The organism is Candidatus Villigracilis vicinus (genome assembly GCF_016702885.1).
Taxonomy (GTDB): Bacteria; Chloroflexota; Anaerolineae; order Anaerolineales; family Villigracilaceae; genus Villigracilis; species Villigracilis vicinus.
Window position 1 is genome coordinate 428,360 of the sequence record NZ_JADJDD010000025.1, and the last position, 21,607, is coordinate 449,966.

20 protein-coding genes are annotated in these 21,607 nt (G+C 50.1%); 3 read left to right on the forward strand and 17 right to left on the reverse strand.

Annotated features, from left to right (window positions below):
* Window positions 1-22: 22 nt before the first annotated feature.
* The 9 genes from IPG80_RS17955 to IPG80_RS17995 form a co-directional block, all read right to left on the reverse strand.
* A complete protein-coding gene (locus IPG80_RS17955; protein WP_345109796.1) occupies window positions 23-946 on the reverse strand; it encodes an ABC transporter permease in 924 nt (307 codons plus the stop codon).
* A 2-nt stretch (window positions 947-948) separates the two neighbouring features.
* The gene (locus tag IPG80_RS17960; RefSeq protein WP_345109799.1) at window positions 949-2,064 is read right to left on the reverse strand and encodes an ABC transporter ATP-binding protein; all 1,116 of its coding nucleotides are present in this window, start codon (window positions 2,062-2,064) and stop codon (window positions 949-951) included.
* A gap of 76 nt (window positions 2,065-2,140) precedes the next feature.
* A complete protein-coding gene (locus IPG80_RS17965; protein ID WP_345109802.1) occupies window positions 2,141-3,502 on the reverse strand; it encodes an aminotransferase class III-fold pyridoxal phosphate-dependent enzyme in 1,362 nt (453 codons plus the stop codon).
* A gap of 23 nt (window positions 3,503-3,525) precedes the next feature.
* A complete protein-coding gene (locus IPG80_RS17970; RefSeq protein ID WP_345109804.1) occupies window positions 3,526-3,951 on the reverse strand; it encodes a universal stress protein in 426 nt (141 codons plus the stop codon).
* Window positions 3,952-3,963: 12 nt separating this feature from the next.
* A complete protein-coding gene (locus IPG80_RS17975) occupies window positions 3,964-5,376 on the reverse strand; it encodes an APC family permease (RefSeq protein WP_345109807.1) in 1,413 nt (470 codons plus the stop codon).
* 24 nt (window positions 5,377-5,400) lie between these two features.
* The gene (locus tag IPG80_RS17980) at window positions 5,401-6,867 is read right to left on the reverse strand and encodes a CoA-acylating methylmalonate-semialdehyde dehydrogenase (RefSeq protein ID WP_345109810.1); all 1,467 of its coding nucleotides are present in this window, start codon (window positions 6,865-6,867) and stop codon (window positions 5,401-5,403) included.
* A gap of 61 nt (window positions 6,868-6,928) precedes the next feature.
* Entirely contained in the window at window positions 6,929-8,254 is a 1,326-nt protein-coding gene (locus tag IPG80_RS17985) for an aminotransferase class III-fold pyridoxal phosphate-dependent enzyme (protein WP_345109812.1), read from the reverse strand.
* A gap of 55 nt (window positions 8,255-8,309) precedes the next feature.
* Window positions 8,310-9,608: a guanitoxin biosynthesis PLP-dependent transaminase GntE gene (gene gntE, locus IPG80_RS17990; RefSeq protein ID WP_345109815.1), complete on the reverse strand. Its 1,299-nt coding sequence runs from the start codon at window positions 9,606-9,608 to the stop codon at window positions 8,310-8,312.
* Window positions 9,609-9,654: 46 nt separating this feature from the next.
* Window positions 9,655-10,161: an Lrp/AsnC family transcriptional regulator gene (locus IPG80_RS17995; RefSeq protein WP_345109817.1), complete on the reverse strand. Its 507-nt coding sequence runs from the start codon at window positions 10,159-10,161 to the stop codon at window positions 9,655-9,657.
* A 118-nt stretch (window positions 10,162-10,279) separates the two neighbouring features.
* On the opposite strand from IPG80_RS17995, the gene IPG80_RS18000 reads away from it, so the two are divergent.
* The gene (locus tag IPG80_RS18000; protein ID WP_345109819.1) at window positions 10,280-11,836 is read left to right on the forward strand and encodes a glycoside hydrolase family 36 protein; all 1,557 of its coding nucleotides are present in this window, start codon (window positions 10,280-10,282) and stop codon (window positions 11,834-11,836) included.
* 57 nt (window positions 11,837-11,893) lie between these two features.
* Here the strand turns inward: IPG80_RS18000 and IPG80_RS18005 are convergent, their stop codons facing one another.
* The 5 genes from IPG80_RS18005 to IPG80_RS18025 all read right to left on the reverse strand — a co-directional run bounded on the left by IPG80_RS18005 (window position 11,894) and on the right by IPG80_RS18025 (window position 17,878).
* Window positions 11,894-12,037, reverse strand: coding sequence for a hypothetical protein (locus IPG80_RS18005; RefSeq protein ID WP_345109822.1), 144 nt, complete (start codon window positions 12,035-12,037; stop codon window positions 11,894-11,896).
* 78 nt (window positions 12,038-12,115) lie between these two features.
* Window positions 12,116-14,584: a bifunctional transaldolase/phosoglucose isomerase gene (locus tag IPG80_RS18010; protein ID WP_345109825.1), complete on the reverse strand. Its 2,469-nt coding sequence runs from the start codon at window positions 14,582-14,584 to the stop codon at window positions 12,116-12,118.
* Between the two features lie 30 nt (window positions 14,585-14,614).
* Window positions 14,615-15,076 (reverse strand): ribose 5-phosphate isomerase B, encoded by a 462-nt coding sequence (gene rpiB, locus IPG80_RS18015; RefSeq protein ID WP_345109828.1) that lies wholly within the window; start codon window positions 15,074-15,076, stop codon window positions 14,615-14,617.
* A 51-nt stretch (window positions 15,077-15,127) separates the two neighbouring features.
* On the reverse strand, window positions 15,128-17,098 hold the full coding sequence (gene tkt, locus IPG80_RS18020; protein ID WP_345109831.1) for a transketolase: 1,971 nt from the start codon (window positions 17,096-17,098) through the stop codon (window positions 15,128-15,130).
* Between the two features lie 21 nt (window positions 17,099-17,119).
* The gene (locus IPG80_RS18025) at window positions 17,120-17,878 is read right to left on the reverse strand and encodes a DUF429 domain-containing protein (protein ID WP_345109833.1); all 759 of its coding nucleotides are present in this window, start codon (window positions 17,876-17,878) and stop codon (window positions 17,120-17,122) included.
* A 69-nt stretch (window positions 17,879-17,947) separates the two neighbouring features.
* Between IPG80_RS18025 and IPG80_RS18030 the strand changes: the two genes are divergently transcribed.
* A complete protein-coding gene (locus IPG80_RS18030; protein ID WP_345109836.1) occupies window positions 17,948-18,493 on the forward strand; it encodes a TlpA disulfide reductase family protein in 546 nt (181 codons plus the stop codon).
* Window positions 18,493-19,227, forward strand: a complete 735-nt coding sequence (locus IPG80_RS18035) for a prolipoprotein diacylglyceryl transferase family protein (protein ID WP_345109838.1) — start codon at window positions 18,493-18,495, stop codon at window positions 19,225-19,227. Before IPG80_RS18030 ends, IPG80_RS18035 begins: the two co-directional genes overlap by 1 nt.
* Before the next feature lie 45 nt (window positions 19,228-19,272).
* On the opposite strand, the gene raiA is transcribed toward IPG80_RS18035, so the two are convergent.
* The 3 genes from raiA to IPG80_RS18050 are packed head-to-tail and all read right to left on the reverse strand — an operon-like array spanning window position 19,273 to window position 21,607.
* The gene (raiA, locus tag IPG80_RS18040) at window positions 19,273-19,836 is read right to left on the reverse strand and encodes a ribosome-associated translation inhibitor RaiA (RefSeq protein WP_345109840.1); all 564 of its coding nucleotides are present in this window, start codon (window positions 19,834-19,836) and stop codon (window positions 19,273-19,275) included.
* Window positions 19,837-19,881: 45 nt separating this feature from the next.
* Window positions 19,882-20,610: a ComF family protein gene (locus IPG80_RS18045; protein WP_345109843.1), complete on the reverse strand. Its 729-nt coding sequence runs from the start codon at window positions 20,608-20,610 to the stop codon at window positions 19,882-19,884.
* Between the two features lie 31 nt (window positions 20,611-20,641).
* The gene (locus IPG80_RS18050; protein ID WP_345109846.1) at window positions 20,642-21,607 is read right to left on the reverse strand and encodes a type II secretion system F family protein; all 966 of its coding nucleotides are present in this window, start codon (window positions 21,605-21,607) and stop codon (window positions 20,642-20,644) included.

The window sequence follows — 21,607 nt, forward strand, 5'->3', positions numbered from 1 at the left end:
TTAGGCACATTGGCATGAGAAATCATGCGGCAATGATCTCCTCTCCAAATCCAAATTTACGAGTGTAGAAATAAGTCACGATCAAGGTCATCACCATTAGAATAAGTGAAGCAGCTGACCCGAAGGTTGGGTCGCGCGCGTCAAGGAATTGACGTTGGATCAGGTTTCCAACCAGAATCACCTGTCGCCCGCCGAGGATATCGGAAACGATGAACGTTCCCATCACCGGGATAAAAACCAGAATGGTCCCAGCGACCACACCCGGCATCGAAAGTGGAAGCGTGACGCGTAAAAAGGTGCGCAGAGAATTGGCACCCAAATCCGCTGCTGCCTCATACAGCGAGGCATCGATCTTCTCCAAAGAAGTGTAGATTGGCAGGATCATGAAAGGCAGAAACTCATACACCATGCCAATCAGTACGGCAGTGGGTGTATAGAGCATTTCCAACGGCGTGAAAGGAATATGCAGCAGGTTTGCGATCCAACCAATAACGATATTGATCGCACCTTCCTTGCGCAGCAACATCATCCATGCATAAACACGGATAACGAAGTTCGTCCACAATGGGATCAACACCATAAACAGGTACATATTACGCTGCTTGGGATGAGCGCGGGCAATGAAATACGCCAAAGGATAGGCGAACATGATCACGATTGCCGTTGTATTGAAAGCCAAAAGCAGCGACCGGGAAAGGATATTGACGTATAAGGGATCGAAGCAGGAAGCCTGACCATCCGGGCAATCAGTACTGTAGCCCATCAGGCGAATATAATTATCAAAACTGAAAGAGTAGATCACATCACCATCTGGACTGCGCTGACCGAAACTTACGAACAGGGTCAGGAACAGCGGAATGATCAACAATACAAACAACCAAAGGGTGGTTGGAAGAGCAAGAAGCGTACCCTGCATGGATTTATTCTCACGTAGTCGTTGAAGCATGGCTAATCCTTTTTCAAGACAAGCGTATTTTCGGGCATGAATACCAGCGTAATCTCCTGTTCCTTAACATAAAAGGAAGAGGGATCCAAACGGGAGATGCGGTTTTGTTCCATCACCTTCAAACGCAAGCCCTGCATATCCACATAGACATGTGTATCTGAGCCAATATATACAGAGTTGAGTACCCGCGCCTTGAACAGTCCATCCCCTTTCGCAGATTGCTCAGCAATACGGATCTTCTCAGGGCGGACCGACACAACGACCTCTTCCCCATTGACGAAGTTCTGTGACATAGGCATGCCTCGGATCTCCGCATTCAACGCCGGGACATGGACAACCGCCTCATTCCCAGATAATGATTTGATCTTGCCCTCCATAAAATTAGACTCGCCGATAAAGTCGGCTACGAACTTATTGACCGGGCGTTCATAGATCTCCACAGGGGTGGCCAGTTGTTGAACCCTACCCTTGCTCATCACAGCGATGCGGTCAGACATGGTCAGGGCTTCTTCCTGATCGTGAGTCACATAAATGAATGTAATACCCAGTTGCTGTTGAAGCGCTTTTAGTTCAAGTTGCATTTCTTTGCGAAGTTTCAGATCTAAAGCACCAAGAGGCTCATCAAGCAAAAGTACATCCGGTGTCTTTACCAAAGCTCGAGCTACCGCTACGCGCTGTTGCTGTCCACCAGAGAGTTGTTTCGGGCGGCGGCGCTCCATGCCGGTAAGCTGCACCATCTCCAATGCACGTCCGACACGTTTCTTGATCTCATCTTCTTTAGCGCCTTCCATTTCCAGACCAAAAGCAATGTTTTGAAAAACAGTCATATGCTGGAACAGGGCGTAACTTTGAAAGACCGTGTTTACTTTTCTTTGATACGGCGGAGTATGCCCCATGCCCTTCCCCTCGATATACACCTCGCCTTCTGTCGGCCACTCAAAGCCTGCTATCATACGCAGGGAGGTTGTCTTTCCGCAGCCGGAGGATCCGAGCATCGAAAAGAATTCACCGTTCTTGATCTGCATGGTGACATGGTCAACGGCGTTCAATTCATTCCCCTCGGGTGTAATGAACTTTTTTACAACATCGCGCATCTCGACAGCAAATTCACTGGTCATCTATCTCTCTCCGTTATGAAATATAGACTTCCGAAAGTTCGCGGCACTATCCTGCCTGAAATTTCGGAAGTATGAATTAAAGCGATCTACTAATTTCCTTCAACACATCACCCAGACGGTCCAGTAATGCGTCTATTTGCGGATAAGTCACCACCAACGGCGGTTCGATGCGGATGGTCTGGGCACTTGTTAACGTGCCTGCTACCAACACGCCGCGCTTGAAAAGTTCCGCGGCAACTTTATACCCGATCTCAGGATTCTTAAAATGCATACCGATGAGCAAACCTTTGCCAGTTACTCGTTCGAAAATGTTTGGGTATTGTACAACAAAATTTTGCAATTTTGGCATCAAATAATCACCCTTTTCCGCAGCCTGTTCCCAAATCTTCTCGCGCAGGGTCACGTGAATGGCTGAGATCGCCGCTGAGCAAGCCAGCGCCCCGCCACCCGTGGTGGTGGTATGCATGAATGGATTGGGGTACATCATTGGATGGAATATTTCTTCTGTGGTGGTCACAGCACTAATAGGCATAACACCACCGCCCAGTGACTTTGCCACAGTTAAAATATCAGGAACAACATTCCAATGCTCCACACCCCATAATTTACCGGTACGCCCCAGTCCTGTCTGCACCTCATCTGCAATCAACAGCACGCCATATTTCTTCGTCGCAGCACGGATGCGGGGCCAAAAATCATCCGGCGGAACGATCGCACCCGACTCGCCCTGGATCGGCTCGAACATAACAGCAGCTACGCCAATGCCCACTTTTTCACAGATTTCCAATTGCTTCTCAACAGCATCAGCATCCCCAAAGGGAACGTGATAGACCTGCCCCGAATACATTTGTCCCATCGGAGTGCGGTAATCGGATTTACCCATCAAGGAGAGCGACCCCATTGTCTTTCCATGAAACGCCTTCACTCCGACAATGAATGCAGATTTTCCTGTATACAGCTTCGCAATCTTCATTGCGGCTTCATTGGCTTCAGTACCACTGGCTCCAAACCAGCTATATTTCAGATCACCCGGCGTGATGGAAGCCAGTAATCTTGCCAGTACACCACGCAATGGATCCAACAACTCCTGTGAAGGCATGGGCGAACGCTCCAACTGCGCTCGAACCGTATTCACAACCTCAGGATGACTCCAGCCCAGATCCATCATGCCGTAGCCGCCCAGAAAATCGAGATACTCGCGTCCCATCACGTCTTTAAAGACAGCCCCGGAGCCGCCCCACTCCACTGCTGCCCAATCCCCAGACTCTGTAACCGACTTACGATACTCCAACCAGTTGCGGTTGTAATATTCTGCAAAATTACTCGTAGACTCTTCAATGATCTTATGAGCCTGCTCTGGGGTCGGAAATTCATTTTTCTGGATCCAATCCATCCAGTGGGATGAATAATCCAATGCATCTTCGTAATCAACTGTCATACAATATCTCTCCAAATTAGTTTTTACTTTACGACCAGTACAGGAACCTTCGCGTGATGAACCACTTGCTCTGCCACGCCTCCCAACAGAACATTGGCAAACCCGCCTTCACCGCGCGACCCCATCACAATGACATCCGGCGACAACTCATCGGCTGCACGTAAGATCGCTTCTGCCGCCGGTCCTTCCACTACGGATGCCGTTACGGTCAACCCTTCATTCTTCAGCCTTTCAGCCACTTCAGTAACAATCTCGCTTGCATCCTCTTCCATTGCACTACGGTATTCTTCCAACATCATGGAAGCACGTTTCCGCAATGAAGCCACCGGTTGAAAAGCATACATCACATCCACACTGGCACCAACTGACTTTGCAAGATCCACTGCGAACTGGATTGTCTTTTCGGCATATTCTGAACCATCTGTCGGTAAAAGGATTTTTTTGATCATAAGTTTTCTCCTTTAGTCTTCTAGCTCGATCGGCACTTCCACATCCGGCTGACCCTTTTTCACAAACTTTTTCAGGAAGGGGTACAGGATCGGACCCGTCGCAATCGCAGCCAAAGACAGATACAACGCACCAATTCCTTCCTCCTGGATCGTGCTGACAACTGCCAAAATCAACACACCCAACGGAAAGATCGTAACCAAAATGATCCCAAACCACCCTCCAGGAATCTTATAGGGTCGTTTCATATTAGGATACTTGATCCGGAAAGCGATCAAGGCAGAAAATTCCAGCATCAATGCCGCCGAATAGACGATTACATCCACAACCACCAGGCTGGCAAATGCACTTAGCGTAAAAAAAGAATAGATAGTCGCACAGACAATGATCGCAACCCAGGGCGTGTCAAATTTTGGGTGCATTTTCGTAATGGCTTTTGGCAAATAACCATCCTCCGCCATGACGAATGGCAGACGAGAAATGGATAACAAAAGAGCGCTAAACAAACCCACAGCGCTTACCAAGCCGCCAATTGCCAGCCACGCCCCCAGCCATTGACCACCGATCTGCGCAGCCACCTCAGGGAAATATCCCGCCGTCCAATTTTGCCAATCACGCGAAACCGCCAACCCGCCCAACACGGGCAGGAAGTAGGCAAGTGTCACAAGCGGGATCGTGATTGCAAGCGTACGCGGATAATTCCGTTTGGGGTCTTCGATTTCCTCACTTACGGTTGAAACGCCATCCCACCCCAGATAATTCCACATCACCACAAACATGCCAACGCCAAAAGCGCCCAACACCGTTGAATCTTCGGGGATGAACGGCTGCCAGACCGGATATGGGTTTTGGATCAAACGGACAATTCCTAGAACCGACATGACCAAAAATGGCGCAAGGATGAACAAACCAAACCAGTTGGAAGAATCGCCAACATTCTTGGTGCCGCGAATATTCAGCCCAGCAAAAACCCAGATCACAACAAGCGTCACCCCCCAATGAATCCATTGGTTTTCGAGTGCATGAATATCGAATTGCTGGACTAATAAAGTAGAAAGATAGTCCGCAAACAATACCGGGTAGATCGCCATATCCACAAAGGAGGTGACCCAACTCCACCAACCTTCCTGAAACCCCCAAAACGGTCCCAACGCTTTCTTTACCCAGGCATAATAACCGCCTTGTACAGGCATTGCAGTGGAAAGTTCTGCAACCATTAAAGCGGTGGGTAAACTCCAGATCAAAGGAGTAAGCAAAATAAGCAACAAACTCATACCCGGCGCAGAATAACCAACCAGGTCTTCCAAGCCATACGCCCCCCCGCTGACCGTGAAGAACATGATCATCACCAACGGCAGAAGAGTTAACCGCCGTGGAATTACACGAACTGGAATCCCACCACTTGATGTTGAATTTGTTTCAACCATTTTGCCTCCTCCGGAAATCTTCAACTAAAACTTACGGCTCCACTCTTTGGGCCAGCGTTCCACTACAACTTTCTTCTGCGTGAAGAACTCAACCGCATCCATACCTTGCCCGTGCATGTCACCAAAGAATGAATCTTTCCAACCACTGAAGGGGAAGAATGCCATCGGTGCAGCCACCCCAATATTGATGCCAATATTGCCTGCATCCGCTTCGTAACGGAAGCGGCGTGCGGCATTTCCACTAGTGGTGAACAAGCTGGCTTGATTGCCGTATTGCCCACTATTGACCAACTGGATGGCGTCATCGATATTTTTGACATGCATGAGGCTGAGCACCGGTCCAAAAATCTCTGTGCGGGCAATTTCGCTTCCAACTTTGACGTCGGAGAGGATCGTCGGTCTGACGAAGGATCCGCCCTCGTAGCCTTTCACCTTCGTCCCACGACCATCCACAGGCACGCCCGCGCCTTCTTTGGCGCCGAGAGCGATCAACTGCTCCACACGCTGCATCGAAGCGGTGTTGATGACAGGTCCCATTTGCACACCCGAATCCATGCCATAACCAACCGTTCGAGAAGATGCTGCATCACAGATCAACTCGGTGAATTCGTTCTTTGATTCGCCCACGGTCACAGCCAGAGAAACTGCCAAGCAGCGCTGACCCGCGCACCCGAAGGCTGAGTCGGCGACGATCTTTGTCGCCATTTCCATATCTGCATCCGGCAAAATGATGACCGGATTCTTCGCTCCGCCTTGGGCTTGCACACGTTTACCGTGGGATGCAGCGGTGGCATAAATGTATTTCGCCACATTGGTCGAACCGACGAAGGTGATCGCACGGATGGTGGGATGTTCAAGAATAGCATCCACAGTATCTTTCGCGCCATTGACCATGTTGACGACGCCCTTGGGGAAGCCAACTTGTTCGATGAGTTTGAAAATGAACTGCATCGTCATAGGCACTTTTTCAGACGGCTTGACGATGTAGGTGTTGCCCGCCGCAAGTGCATAAGGTAGATACCAGAACGGAATCATGCCGGGAAAATTGAACGGCGCGATGGTGGCGCACACCCCTACCGGCTGACGAATCATGATCTCGTCGATGCCGGGAGCGATGTCTTCCACAAATTCACCTTTGCTCATGTGCGGCATACCACAGGCAACTTCTACGTTTTCGTAGGCACGCACCATTTCAGCTTTGGCTTCTTCGAAGGTCTTGCCGCATTCGTTGGTAATGAGTTTGGCAATTTCATCGCCATTCTCACGCATCAGATTGCGGAGTTTGAACAGGTACTGCACGCGATCATTCACAGGTGTTCTGCGCCAGCCATCGAAAGCTTCACGCGCCGCCTTTGCCGCTGCTTCCACGTCTGCCTTGGTGCCAAGCGGAGTCTTTGCGATCACCAATCCCGTAGCCGGGTTGATAACTTCGAAATAATCTTTTACAGCGGGTTTTACCCATTCGCCATTGATGTAATTTAAGATTTCCATGGTTTCTCCAGATTAGTAATTAGAGATTGGTAATTACCATTTACCAATCTCTAATTACTATTTACTTTATATTCTTATCCGCGACTTCCAATGCCTTCTCAACGATGGCAAGACCTTCATCCAACTGCTCTTTGGTGATGCACAACGGTGGGACGACAAAGAGCATGCTGCCCATGTTGTTCGCCATGATGAAAGTGAACAGTCCATTCGCACGCAAAGTCTTACCCACTTCCGCCATCACAGCCGGAGACATGATCTCTTTCGTATCACGATTTGCAACCAATTCAATGGTTGAGAAAAGCCCGATATAACGTACATCACCCACAGAAGGATGTTTGGCTTTAATATCTTCAAGACATTCGCCCAGATAATTTCCCATCTTTCGCGCGTTTTCCATGAGGTTATCTTCATCATAGACTTCGATGGTTGCCAGTGCGGCTGCACAAGACAAGGCATGACCGTTATAGGTCAGACCGGCGTAGAGATATTTATCTTCAAAGAATTCGGCGATTTTGTCCGTGACGATCACAGCGCCAAGCGGGGCGTATCCACTGGTGATACCTTTTGCTGTGGTGATGATATCGGGGACGACATTCCAATTGTCTACAGCGAACCATTCACCGGTGCGTCCCCAGCCGCTCATGACTTCGTCAGAGATTAAAAGGATGCCGTACTTGTCGCATATCTCGCGGACACGCGGCCAGTAATCATCCGGCGGGACGATAATGCCGTTGGAGCCAACTACCCCTTCCATGATGATCGCTGCGATCTTGTCGGGACCTTCATACTTGATGACTTCCTCCAAATGTGAAATACACTCACGTTTGCAAGATTCTTGCTTCTGCCCAAACGGACAGCGATAGCAATGCGGATTCATGAAATGCACGCCGCCCGGCATGGTCGGCTCGACAGCAAGACGACGGTAATCGCCTGTCAGGGCGATCGACCCATGCGTCGCACCGTGATAAGAACGGTACTGTGCCAAAATCTTGTGGCGACCCGTATAGAAACGGGCAATCTTGATGGCATTCTCATTCGCTTCCGCGCCGCCAAGGGTGAAGAATGTCTTTTTCAAATTACCCGGCGTGACTTCTGCCAGTTTCTTGCCCAACTGCGCACGGACATCCGTTGTATTGCCAGGGTGGACAAAACAAAGCTTTGCAGCCTGATCTTGAATGGCTTTCACCACCTTGGGGTGCTGATGCCCAATATTGGTATTCATTAACTGGGATGAAAAATCAATATAACGCTTTCCGTCCGTATCCCAAAAATAAATACCTTCGGCCTTCTCCACCGGAATCGGGCTGGCTTGCCCCTGCACAGACCAGGAGAAAAAAGTATATTCCTTGCTGAGTTCTATGATTTCTTGAGTAGATAGTTTCGACATGGTTTCCTCATACTAAAAGTCAAAGGTTACAAGTCAACTGACTTTTGACCTTTGACTATTTTTTGACTTCCTTCACGATCTCGGCATAGACGTTCAACGTCTCGTCAATGTCGGCATCGGAGTGTTCGTAACACATGAACCACGGTTCACGAGCATCAAGGTCGGGCATGACACCTTTTTTGATCGCCTTTTCAGTGAGCGTAAGATACAACTCACGGTCGCTTTGCTGCCAATCACGCTGGCATGTCACCGCCTCGGTGTTCAACGAGAATGAGAACATGGCTGGGTAGCCTGTAAACACAGCAGGAATATCGTTCTCTTCGAAGATTTCCTTTAAGCCGTCCATCAGGCGCTGTCCACGTTTTTCGATAGTCTTGAGGATTGGTTTGGATTTAAGAAGATTAAGTGTTGCATACGCACCAGCCACACCGGGTTTATTGTTGGTATAGGTTCCACCTTGCGCCACACCATGCCCAATAATGGACATGATCTCTTTCCCGCCACCGAATGCTGCGATCGGGTAGCCGTTCCCCAGAGCTTTGGCATATGTCACGAGGTCCGGTTTGATGCTGTAGTACTCCTGTGCACCACCGTTAGCAATGCGGAAGCCTGTCTTCACTTCATCCAAAATAAATACACAACCATATTCTTCAGTCCTTTTGCGGATGAGTTGCAGGAAGCCCTCCTGCGGGTTGATTGCAGCGCAATTGCCCTGACACGGCTCAGAAATGACCGCGGCGATCTGCTCGCCATTCGAACGCATCACGCGCTCAAAGCCTTCAAAATCATTGAAAGGCAATGTGATGATATTCTCGCGCATAACTTTGGGAATACCCGATGACGCTGGAACAGGAATTGGGCTGCGACGATTGCCGTAGGCTTCAGCAGGTGCATAGGTAGACCACAACGTGTGGTCGTGGAAGCCGTGATAATTGCCTTCAAACTTGAGGATAATGTCGCGCCCGGTGAATGCCCGCGCCACACGGATGGCATGCATGGTGGCTTCAGTACCTGAACACGCAAGGCGCACCATATCAATAGCAGGAGACATCTCCACGATCATCTCGGCAACGGCAACTTCTAGCTCCCCCGTCATGGCAAAGAGAATCCCCTTTTGAATTTCTTCAATCACTTTTTGATCGACTTCATCATAGGCATGCCCCAAAATAATGGGACCGAACGCCATGCGATAGTCAATGTATTTTTTACCGTCCACGTCCCATAGATGGCTCCCCTTGGCTTTTTCAACATAAGGGGTGACACCATCTCCCCAAAAACGAAAGTTAGAATTCACCCCCAACGGCGCAACTTTTTGCGCACGTTGTTGGAGGGCCTGAGTCTTTGAACCGAACATGATTGCTCCTTTTATCGGGTTGCGGCTTGAAAACCGCGTAGCAGAATTATTTGGATGCGTTTATTGTTTCGTTCTCTGACAGTTCTTTTGCAATGCGCTCTGGCACTCTCCACTGGTAAACATCTTTGAGAATGATCGGTACGATGGACGTTGTGGTCTTGCGCACCCCCGGAACCTTGCGGACGACTTCGGTAACGAAATAATAGATCTCGGAAGTGTCACGCGCAACGATCTGAATACTGATGTCATTCTGCCCGATGCCGCAGGCTACGTACGTCACATTTTCGAAGGAAGCCAATTTCTTGGCAACGTCCAAGACCGTATCGGCTTCGACCTCAAGCCATACATCGGCTTTGATGTTGAATCCGAGTGCCTCGGGGTTAACTACTGCACTGATCTGAATGACCCCTTCTTCGATCATTCGATCCACACGGTAGCGAACAGCCCTCTCTGAAATCTTCCCCATACGGCGCGAAATCTCAGAGGCAGACATCCGCCCATCCTCAAGAAGTAAATTGACGATTTTTATATCAGTTTTGTCGAATTCATACATAGTTTATTGGCTTCTTTTCCGAAAGTGACACGCGGAATATACCTTGAGGAGTTTTAACCGTCAAGGGGGCAATATTTTGCAAGGATGTGGCTTTTCCTTTACAATGGGGCGAAATTCAATGAATATAAATCTTTCTCACATTCAAACCACCCGGGTCTATAAAACCAAAAAAATCAGCATCGATCTACCCGCCAATCCCATTCGGTATTATCGCCACGGTTGGCAATCCTGGTCACTAACCGCCTGGACGGACCTCTCTCCCCTCCCGCCCCAAAAACCAACCATATTCCTTCCTCTGCAAACAGACGCCGTCTACGCCAAAGAAAATAATCCACATGGTTCGTGGCTGGGCGCAGTGGAATTTGAAGATGGCAACATTCTTTTGCTTGGCGCGTTGGCAACAGACACGCATGTTTCGCTGGTGGAGAATCAGCTCACAGGGTGGAGCGAAGCGGGCGAGGTCGAATGGTTCGCCGCATATGGTCAGGAAAAAATCGTCTTCGATGAATATGTCGCGCAGTTGGGAATCCGCTTTGGGAAAACCGACAAAAATCACATTCCGCGTGTGTGGTGTTCCTGGTACAGCCTCTATACCGCTATTGACGAAAAAGTCCTCCACACTTCTTTTGACATGCTTGGCAACCTGCCTTTCGATGTTTTGCAAGTAGATGATGGCTGGCAAAAAGATATCGGCGATTGGGAAGCCAATGCAAAATTTCCATCGGGCATGCAGGCATTGGCAGAAAAGATAAAATCCACGGGCAGGCGCGCAGGTTTATGGCTTGCGCCGTTATTGGTCGCAAAATCATCTCAGCTATACCGCGAGCACAAGGATTGGTTATTACGCGATGAAAAAGGGCAACTCGTCTCGGCAGGATTCAACTGGGGGCAGGATTTATACGCCCTCGACACCACGCATCCCGACGTGATCTCCTGGCTGGTTGCGCTCATGAAGTTGGTGCGACGCTGGGGCTTTGACTACTATAAGCTGGACTTCCTTTACGCAGGCGCATTACAAGGCAAACGCCACAAAGACATGCCGCGCGAAGCCGCATACCGTGAATGCCTGCGCTATATGCGTGAAGCAATGGGGGCAGGCTCCTTCTTCCTGACCTGCGGCACGCCCATCCTGCCTGCCCTTGGTATGTGTGATGCCATCCGCATCGGACCAGACGTTTCACATGAATGGGAAAACTACCGCAACGAAACATTGTTGTATAACTTTGCCACTCCCGGCACGAAGAACGCCATCCGTACAGTGGTCCATCGCTTATGGCTCAAGCCGCTGGTTCACATTGACCCTGATGTAGAATATTTCGAATCAAAAGAAAATTCGCTCGCAGATGAACACAAACAGCAATTGCAAGACCTTGCCTTGATCTGCGATTTCAAAGCAACATCTGACCTGCCGCAATGGATAACAACGGAGGAACGCGAAAAGGTCCGCGCTTTCCTCATCGCCGAAACGGATGCGACTCAACTCAGCCGATATGTCTACAAACTTGACGATCGCATCGTGGATTTTTCATCTGCAGTAGCTCTGCCGCCAAAACCAACAGGCATTGCCTTGCTCTGGGGCGAATTCCTGGGCTGGCTCGGCAATTGGAAGTTCGTTTTGCGTATTATAAAAATGCTGGACGACCGAAAATTACGGAAACGGGTTTCAAGAATATAAAAAAGAGCGACCTGTATGGGTCGCTCTTTTTTTATAACAATTCGCTGCTTTACTGATCTACAGCAAGCCCTTGATATCCTCTGGCTTCGATAGGCGGATTCGCAAAGCCTTCCGCCCGGCGGCTTTCAAGGCTTCGTAATCGCCTAATGCCTGCGCACGGATGAGCGTACCAAAGGTGAGTCCCTGCGTGGGAATGTCCATGTCATGTTCAGCATCGTATACGAACTGGATGAAACGCCCCTTGTTAGGACCGCCTTTATGGAACTGACCTGTCGAATGCTAGAAGCGCGGACCAAACCCGGCAGACACGGGTAATTTGGTCTTGGCGCGAATGACAGTCCGAAGGGATTGGATCGCTTCGATCATTTCAGCATTACGTGGCAGATATGCATTAATGGTCACAAATTCGCCAACCTGGGCATTTTTCAAAAACTCATCAAGAGCTTTTTTAGCATCTTTGAAATCCACCAGATCAGCCTCAGCAAGTTTGCCTGATGACTGGTAATCCTTGATCTTGGCGATCGTGCGCAATTTGCTGTCCTGAACATCAGGCTGATCAAAAGCGTTGATGCCCAAGATATGACAAGCCGTGGAAATAGCGATCTCCCACCGGAAGAATTCAGCACCTGCATCGTATGGTCCATCGATCGGGAATTCGATCACTGGGAATCCGGCTTTTTTCAGTTCAGAAACACCAGTTTCCAACTCGCCATTGCTTTTGATGTAAACGAACAAACGGTCATTACCATATTCACCGGGCGCACCAAGCGGCTCCAACGCCACCGGCAAAATGCCCTTGCCATGTTTGCCGCTGGACTCAGCGATGACTTGTTCCACCCAGCCTGCCAAAGCAGACACAGGCGCATCTGCCAGGACTGTGAGCTTGTCTCTACCCATCAAAGCGGATTCTGCGATAAGAGCACCCAACGCCACCCCAGGGTTGCGCGCCGCAGGAACACCTGCCAGCGACTGGCTGCGCATACGGTCAGCGCTGGCTAGCAACTTTTCAAAGTCCATGCCCAGCAAAGCGGCAGGGACCAAGCCAAAATCGGTCAGTGCGGAGAAACGTCCGCCCACCATTGGGTCGGCATTGAAGACCTTACGGAAACCGCGTTCTTCAGCCAGTTTTTGCAGCGACGTACCTTCATCGGTCGTGACAACAAACCTTGAGCCATCGCCTTTGCTTTCTTTCCAGATGTAATCAAAGGCAGCCATCAGTTCGGCAGTGCCGCCAGATTTGCTGGCAACGATATATAGCGACTTATCTGCCGGATAATCTTTGAAAGCCTGCTCCACTTGCGCCGGGTCGGTCGAATCAAGGATGGCAAGCGAGAGTTTGGCTTTCACATCAAAACGAGCCAACAGGGAGCTCAACACTTCAGCCGTCAAGGATGAGCCGCCCATACCAATAACAAGGACGCGGTCGATCTTTTCATCGTGAACTTGTTTCGCAAAGGAGAGATACCCTTCGAGCCGCGCACGGGCATCATCCACAGAGTCCAGCCAGCCAAGGCGCTTGGCGGCCTCGGCTTGCCCGTCAGGGTCGTCTGCGTCAGACCAGAGAGTGACATCGTGTTCCCATAAGCGTTGGGAAAATGATTCAGCTTCCAGTGCGGCTAAACGCTTGGCAACAGAATCAGCCAACGGCGCAATTGAGGCGAGTGCGGCTTTGCGCCGCGTTTCGATGGAATCCAAGAGGGACTTGAAAGCATCATCAAACGCCTTAACGCCTTCTTCTTCAAGTTCCTGTGTAACTGTGCTCATGGAAATTCCGACTGCTTTGAGATCCACGAATATCTTCTGCACGCCGTCGAGGTCGCGAGTAATGGTCATTGTGGCAGTGCCATGATCGCGGAAGGCATCCAATGTGGCAGGCGGCACCGTATTGACGGTATCTGGTCCGATGAGTTCGTCCACATACAACGTATCTGGATACTTCGGATTCTTTGTTCCAGTAGATGCCCACAACGGACGCTGCACACGCGCACGGAAACGCGCTTTAAGTGTTGCAAAACGCGGTGAAGTGAAAATAGATTCAAACTGTTCATACGCCAGCTTGGCATTGGCAACCGCAGCCTTGCCGCGCAACGGAGAGTCTTCAGGAAGTTTGGGGTCGATCTTGGTATCCACTCTGGAGACAAAGAAAGACGCCACCGAAGCCACATGATGAACGGGTAATTCTTTGGAAACACGTTCTTCTATGCCTTCAAGATAAGCGTTCATCACTTCGGCATAGCGCGAAAGCGAGAAGATCAGGGTTACATTGACGTTGATACCAGCAGCAATGCTTGTGCGAATGGCGGGAACGCCTTCTTTGGTGGCAGGGATCTTCACCATCAGGTTGGGTCGATTGACCCGATTCCAAAGTTCCTGTGCCTGTTTGGCAGTACCTTCGGTATCCCGCGCCAGCAGCGGACTGACTTCGATACTGACATAGCCGTCGCCGCCGTTGGTTTCATCGTACAACGGGCGGAACAGGTCACAGGCTTCCTGAATATCTTCAACCGCCAGCTGCCAGAAAATGCGTTCAGAATCCCAGCCTGCCCAGGCAAGTGGAGTTAATGCGGCATCGTAATCGGTCGTTTTGGCGATCGCATTCTGGAAAATGGTCGGGTTCGAGGTTACACCGCGGATGTCACCGCGATCAATCATGGCTTTCAGTTCGCCATTGACCAACAACTTACGCTGGATGTTATCGTACCAAAGGGATTGCCCCAATGCAGTTAGTTTTTTTATTGATTCAGACATGCTAATTAAGACTCCTTGAAAAATTACGTATTAGCGATTCTCTTCTTCTATTTTCTTGATCTTTCCCACGCGCCGCGCCAGCCGTTCGCCGCCTTCATCATCCCCTTCGTAGCGCGCATTCAAAAACGCAGGCACAAGCACCTTCACCAATTCAGGACCGATCACCCTGCCGCCAAGGCAGAGCACATTCATTGCATCATGCTGAACACCCTGCGCCGCAGAATAGGTATCATGACAGATCGAAGCGTAAATACCTTTCATCTTATTCGCAGCAATGGCAGCACCAATGCCTGAGCCGCAGATCAAAACTCCGCGCTCGGCTTCGCCGCTTTGTACTTTCTCGCCAACTTTTTTTGTAAAATCGGGGAAATCCACTGCATCCGCACTGAACGTACCTACATCAATGACTTCATGCCCCATTGATTTAACCGTTTCAACAACAATACTCTTAAGCGGAAACCCGCCATGATCGCAACCAACTGCTACTTTCATAATTCTCCAAAAAGACCTGACAGGTCTTGCAACCTGTCAGGTCTGTATGTTCTAGAGTTCTTTTGCTTTCGCAATGATGTTCTCAACCGTAAAGCCCAGCTTTTCAAAGATGACCTTCGCCGGAGCGGATGCGCCAAAGCGATCAATGCTAATTGTGGACTTTGCGTATCGTTCCCAACCGAGGCTTGTCCCGGCTTCGACAGCGAGCCGCTTCTGAATGCTCTTCGGCAAAACCGACTCACGATAGGCTTCATCCTGTTTCTCGAACAATTCCCAACTCGGGAAGGAAACCACACGCACGCCCTTGCCTTCTTCTGCAAGTTTCTGCGCCGCATCCAGAATTAGGCTTACTTCCGAACCGGATGCCATGAGAATGATCTCCGGTTTGCCAAAATCTTTTAAAACGTATGCACCTTTTTCAACAAGGTTCGGAGATTCCAAGGTCGGCAGGTTTTGGCGGGTCAAAGCCAAAACAGTAGGTCCATCACGTCGGGAGATCGCCACTTTCCACGCTTGAGCCGTCTCATTCGCATCCGCCGGGCGAAGCACAACAAGGTTTGGGATCAAACGCAAGGATGTAAGGTGCTCGACAGGCTGGTGCGTTGGTCCATCCTCACCAAGCCCGATCGAGTCATGCGTGAAGATAAAAATGGACGGGTAATGCGAAAGTGCCGCCAAACGGACAGCCGCGCGCATGTAATCTGCAAAAACAAGGAAGGTCGCGCCGTAAGGGATCAAACCGCCATAAACAGCCATGCCATTCAAAATAGAACCCATTGCATGTTCGCGCACGCCAAAATGGAAGTTGCGCCCGGCATGTGAATCTTTTTGGAAGGCTGGCAGACCATCGATCTTTGTATTGTTCGAAGGTGCAAGGTCAGCAGAGCCGCCGAGGAGTTCGGGGAGTTTTGCTGCGATCGCATTGATGACTTTGCCAGAGGCAGCGCGGGTTGCCATGCCTTTCGGGTCAACCGGGAAGGTTGGGATGGTCGCCTCCCAGCCTTCGGGCAGTTTACCCATTATCAAACGGCGATTGAATTCAGCGCCTAATTCAGGGAAAAGCCGGGCATAGGCTTCGCGGCGCATTTTCCAATCGGCTTCCAGTTCACGTCCGCGCTCCACGGCTTTGCGATAGAACACTTGCACATCCTCAGGGATGAGGAAACGCGGTTCCTTGGGCCAGCCTAAGTTATCCTTGGCGGCGTTGAGTTCATCATCGCCGAGAGGTTCGCCATGAGCCTTTTGTGTACCTTGCCTATTCGGGGAACCAAAACCGATGATGGTACGGCAAAGGATCAATGAAGGGCGCGGGTCGGCTTTGGCAACTTTGATGGCAGCATCGATCGCTTCCACATCGTTGCCATCGGCAACATGCTGAATATGCCAGCCATAGGCTTCAAAGCGCTTGGCGCGGTCTTCGGTAAATGCCAGGTCTGTGGAACCGTCAATTGAAATCTTGTTATCGTCATACAGATAAATGAGCCGCCCGAGTGAAAGGTGCCCCGCCAAAGAAGCAGCTTCCGAAGCAACACCTTCCATCAAGTCGCCGTCGGTGACAATGGCGTAAATATACGAATCCAGTAATTCGTGCCCAGGTTTATTGAAAACGGCAGCGAGATGAGCAGCGGCAATTGCCATACCCACACCACTGGAAAGACCTGCGCCGAGCGGTCCCGTGGTCAATTCCACGCCAGGAGTCCAGCCGTACTCAGGGTGCCCAGGGGTCAAGCTCCCCCACTGACGAAAGTTCTGCAATTGCTCGAGTGATAGGTCGTATCCGGTCAAATGCAGCAGAGAATACAGAAGCATTGAACCATGCCCACCCGAAAGGATGAAGCGATCACGTCCCATCCATTTGGGGTTGCGCGGGTTATGACGCAGGTGTCGAGTCCAGATTGTAAACGCCATTGCCGCTGCGCCCATCGGTAAACCGGGGTGCCCGGAGTTGGCTTTTTGTACGCCATCGGCAGAAAGGAAACGAAGTGTATTGATTGCTTTGTTTTGAAGTTCGGGGTTTGTCATGTGCGGTATTTTACCATTCGGTTAGTATTTTTCTTTCAAATTCTTTTCAGGAAGATGGATCAGCCCTTCGCTGGGATCACCAACGGTGGATATATTTTCAGGCTTATGGATGGATAACCAGGCAGTGTATGCCGCGACCAGAGCATCCATCTGCTCAGGCAGGTAAAGCAGATCAAGCGGCCAGGTGCCTTTCAACATTTTATGGCGGGTGATCTCCTCAAAGAAATCCATTGGATCTTTGAGGCGTACGCCTGCTTCATAAAGTAGCAATTGGCGCTGAATTTTCCCCTCCAAAGAGGTTTTAGGCTGCGGCGTTACGCCTGCCATGACGCAAAAAGCAGCATGTGGCTGGGTTTCCAAAAATTGATATTTTACGTTCTCTGAAGGATATGTGTTAAATCCCGCCTTTTCTAATTTGCGATATAACGTAAATCCTGCCTGAACCCATGCCGGGCAAGCACTCACGGTTGAGGGTGTCCCAGATACAGTAATCCCCCGCTCCCGTAATTCAAGTTCCGCTACGCGGAAACCCACAGCACGCGACTTCAAAGACTTAAACATGTCCTTATTCTTTTCACGCACCAGCCCACGATTAAGCCCGGAAGGCGCGTTGACCGCCACGATCGCAGAAGGCTGCCCGGCAATGAAGGCTATGACATCTTCCAACTCGCCATCGGCAAGTGCAACAAGATGCAAGCCCTTGTCCAATGCCGCATAGGTATAGGACTGGTGGGAAGAAGTTGGGTCGATGCCGATAAAGAGCGTGTCATTAAAAAGCATAGTAAGATTGGGTACTATAATCACTACGAAAGATAAAAGAAACATTCCTATTTTACTATCCATTTCCCAATGAACCGAACCCAACGTATCATTCTCTATGTTCTCCTACTGGTAGCCGGAGCCTCGTGGATCGTCCTCTCTGCAGACCCTGCTGACCAACCCGGCACCGCAGCTCCCGAAGTTGTGCCGCAAACCGGCTTTCTTGCCCCCGATTTCACCCTGCAAACCCTCGATGGAGAAAGCATCACCCTGTCCGATTTAAGAGGGCAGGCAGTGCTCATCAATGTTTGGGCAACCTGGTGCCCGCCTTGCAAAGCCGAGATGCCCGCCATTGAAAAGATGTACAACGAATACAAAGATCAAGGCTTTGTGGTGCTGGCGATCAATAGCACTTTTCAAGACGCCGCGGGTGACATTGCCCCATTCGTCGCCGAGTATGATCTGACCTTCCCGATCCTTTTGGACGAAACTTCCGATGTAAGCCGCACTTATATGGTGCGCTCCCTGCCATCCTCGTATTTCATTGACAGGCAGGGCATCATCAGCGAAGTCGTGGTCGGCGGTCCAATGGCAGAAGCCTTGCTGCGTACCCGCATTGAGGAGGCGTTGAAATAATGTTCGAAACATTTCAAAATCTATTCGCCCCGCCACGCCATATGATCCTGCTGGTCATCGCAGCGTGGTTCGGGTTAACCTTTGCAGAAAGCCGCACCGAACGACATGGTATTGGTCGCGAAGACCTAAACAACATCACATTTTTTGGGTTGATCGCCTTCGTAATTGGCGGGCGCATTTCCTACGTTCTTCAAAATCTATCTGCGTTTACAAAAAGTCCGGTTGGGGTCATCTCCATCAACCCCGATCTATTCGACCCGATCGGGGCGGCCGCCGCAGCACTCATCGTCGCCATCGCATACGGACAACGCAAAAACCTCGCTTTCTGGAACATTCTGGATGCGCTTACCCCATTTTTCGCCGTCATCGCCATAGGCTTGGGATTAAGTCACCTCGCTGCAGGCAGTGCATTCGGGAGCCCCACCGACCTTCCCTGGGGGATCGACCTTTGGAATGCAACTCGCCACCCCACCCAGATCTACGAAACGCTCGCCTCTTTCCTGATAGTCATCCTGCTATGGCGCTCCAAACCCCACCCGCGTCCGGGCATCTCCTTCCTATTTTTTGCATCGCTAACTGCGCTAACTGAACTTATCCTGCTGGCATTCCGTGCCGAATACACATCCCTAACGAATGGTTTCCGGCAAGAACAAGTCATTGCCTGGGTCACGCTTCTGGCATGTTTTATCTTGCTTGAGGTCAGGCTTAAACCGGTCAAAAAGCAGACTCTATAGAATCAAAAACGGGCTGACAATGTCAGCCCGTTTTACTTATTTCCGTTAACCAAGTTCAGGTTCGATCAAACCATAACTACCATTACGTCTGCGGTACAGAACATTGATCTTGCTCGTCTCCGCATTGTAGAATACGAAGAAATTGTCATGCCCAAGGTTGCGCATTTGCACCAGCGCTTCATCCTCAGACATGGGGTACAACGTAAATTTCTTGCGCTTGGCAAACAATGGGGAAAGTTCGCCAGTCTCATCATCGATCACACTCTCAGCCACCTCGGCAGCAGAGCGACCATCACCACGACCATGGTGCTTCTTCCCTTTGTAGCGTTCGATCTGACGCTGCATGTTATCCAGTGCCATATCGAAGGCAGCCAACGCCTCATCGGCACGTTCTTCAGAGCGAAGGGTAAACCCCTTGCCAAACACGGTGAGCTGCGCCACATTTCGGTCTTTGGCATCGCGTGCCGCCTGATGATGGGATAGTTCCACACGCGCCTCTTCAATGGCAGGCAAATAATGGTCGAGGTTTCCTGCTTTTTTAGCGACATACTCCTCGATATGATCAGTCAAACGAATGTGACGTGTCTGAACTTCCACTTTGTTGGACATAAGGTCCTCCTTGAAATTAGGTTGTCAAGCTACAAACACAACGCGCTATACCTGCCTCAGATCGTGATGAGGCAATGCCCGCGCGACTGTCAACGCATAAACATCGTTGGCACCAGATGCATACAGGGCATCTGCACCGGAAGAAAGGGTCGAACCTGTTGTTGAAACATCGTCCATGATAAGCACATTCTTACCTCTCACCCCCGAAGACGCTTGGAAAGCATCGTGTACATTCGTATGCCTTTCCTCCCTGCTTAACCCTACTTGCGAGCGCGTCTCTTTTCGGCGCGCAAGCGCTCTTGGTAAATACTGCAATTCCAAACCCAAAGCTAGTGGCAATGCGATCATTGCAACCTGATTATATCCCCTTTCTCGCTTCCTCTGTTTTCCCAACGGAATGGGAACAACCGCATCAATACGCCAACCCAAATCTTGAACAAAAGGCAGCATTTCAGCAGCAATAGCATCACCTAGAGAAAGGTTGCGCCGATATTTCAGTTGATGCATCAATCTTTGTATGGGTCCATCAAAAACCGTCCAAGCCCGCAAAGAATGAAAGCGCGGCTTACTAACAAGACAAGCACCGCATATCCCGGGCTTCTCTTGCGGCAAGCCGCAAATCTCACAAACAATACCATTCAAAATTTTCACAGTATTCTGACAGGTCTCACACCACCCGGAGCCAGGTTTGTCACATCCCCCACAATGTGGAGGAAAAAGCAAATCGACGGCTGTCCAGATCGAATGATACATTTTATATTTTTTATTGTCCATTTTCGCCTCCCTGAATTTTTAGACTGGCACCTCAGTTTCCCAGCATTGGTCCAAATGCGCCTGCAATCTGGAAACCCGCTGGCGCCATAAGAATGATCATGATGGAAGGAAACGTCAGAAGCGCCATCGGGATGATCATCTTAATTGGAGCCTGATGTGCTTCTTCTTCCGCGCGCTGGCGTCGCTTCATTCGCATCTGGTCAGATTGAATACGCAAGACTTTCGCCATACTCACACCCAACATTTGGCTTTGAATTACCGCCGCTACAAAGCTGGTTAATTCTGGCAAGCCAATACGTTCCGCCATATCGCGCAAGGCTTCACGCTGGGTCTTACCAAGTTGAATCTCGCGAATACAACGACCAAACATAATGGATAATTCGGTCTCCCATTTATCTGCCACCTTAGACATCGCAGCTTCAAAACCAAGCCCGGCTTCCACGCATATTGTCAGCAAGTCAAGTGCATCTGGTAACGCTTTACGAACATCATTCTGACGGCGGGTAATCTTGCTGGACAACCACATCTGAGGAAAGAAAAAGCCCAAAAGTGTAAAGATGGATACAGCCAGGAATGTAGTTCCAGATGACCAATCGGCAGCTGGCAAGTTTGCAATCAAAAGTAAAAGCCCGCCAAAAACACCAGCGCCAATAAAGCGAGTGGAAAGGAACGTGGAAGCGTCAATTCGCCCGGGATTCCCTGCTAATTCGAGTTTCAGAGTCGTTTCCTGGAGAAGCTTTGCCGGGGTAAAGCGAGCTGAAACTTCACCAAGCCTTGTGATAATCGGAATTACAACGCGCTCCATGAAAGGCTGCTGGAGTTCAATTTCTTCAAGCGAAGCGTTTTCACCACGCTGAGTTGCCTCTGCCAGGCGCGCCAATACAGGATCCGATTCGCCGCCCTGAGCCTCACGCGCAGCTCTAGCTCCAATAATAACCACAAAAACGACTCCACCTACAAGGGCAAGAGCGACAACTATTCCTATAACAGTAGCCAT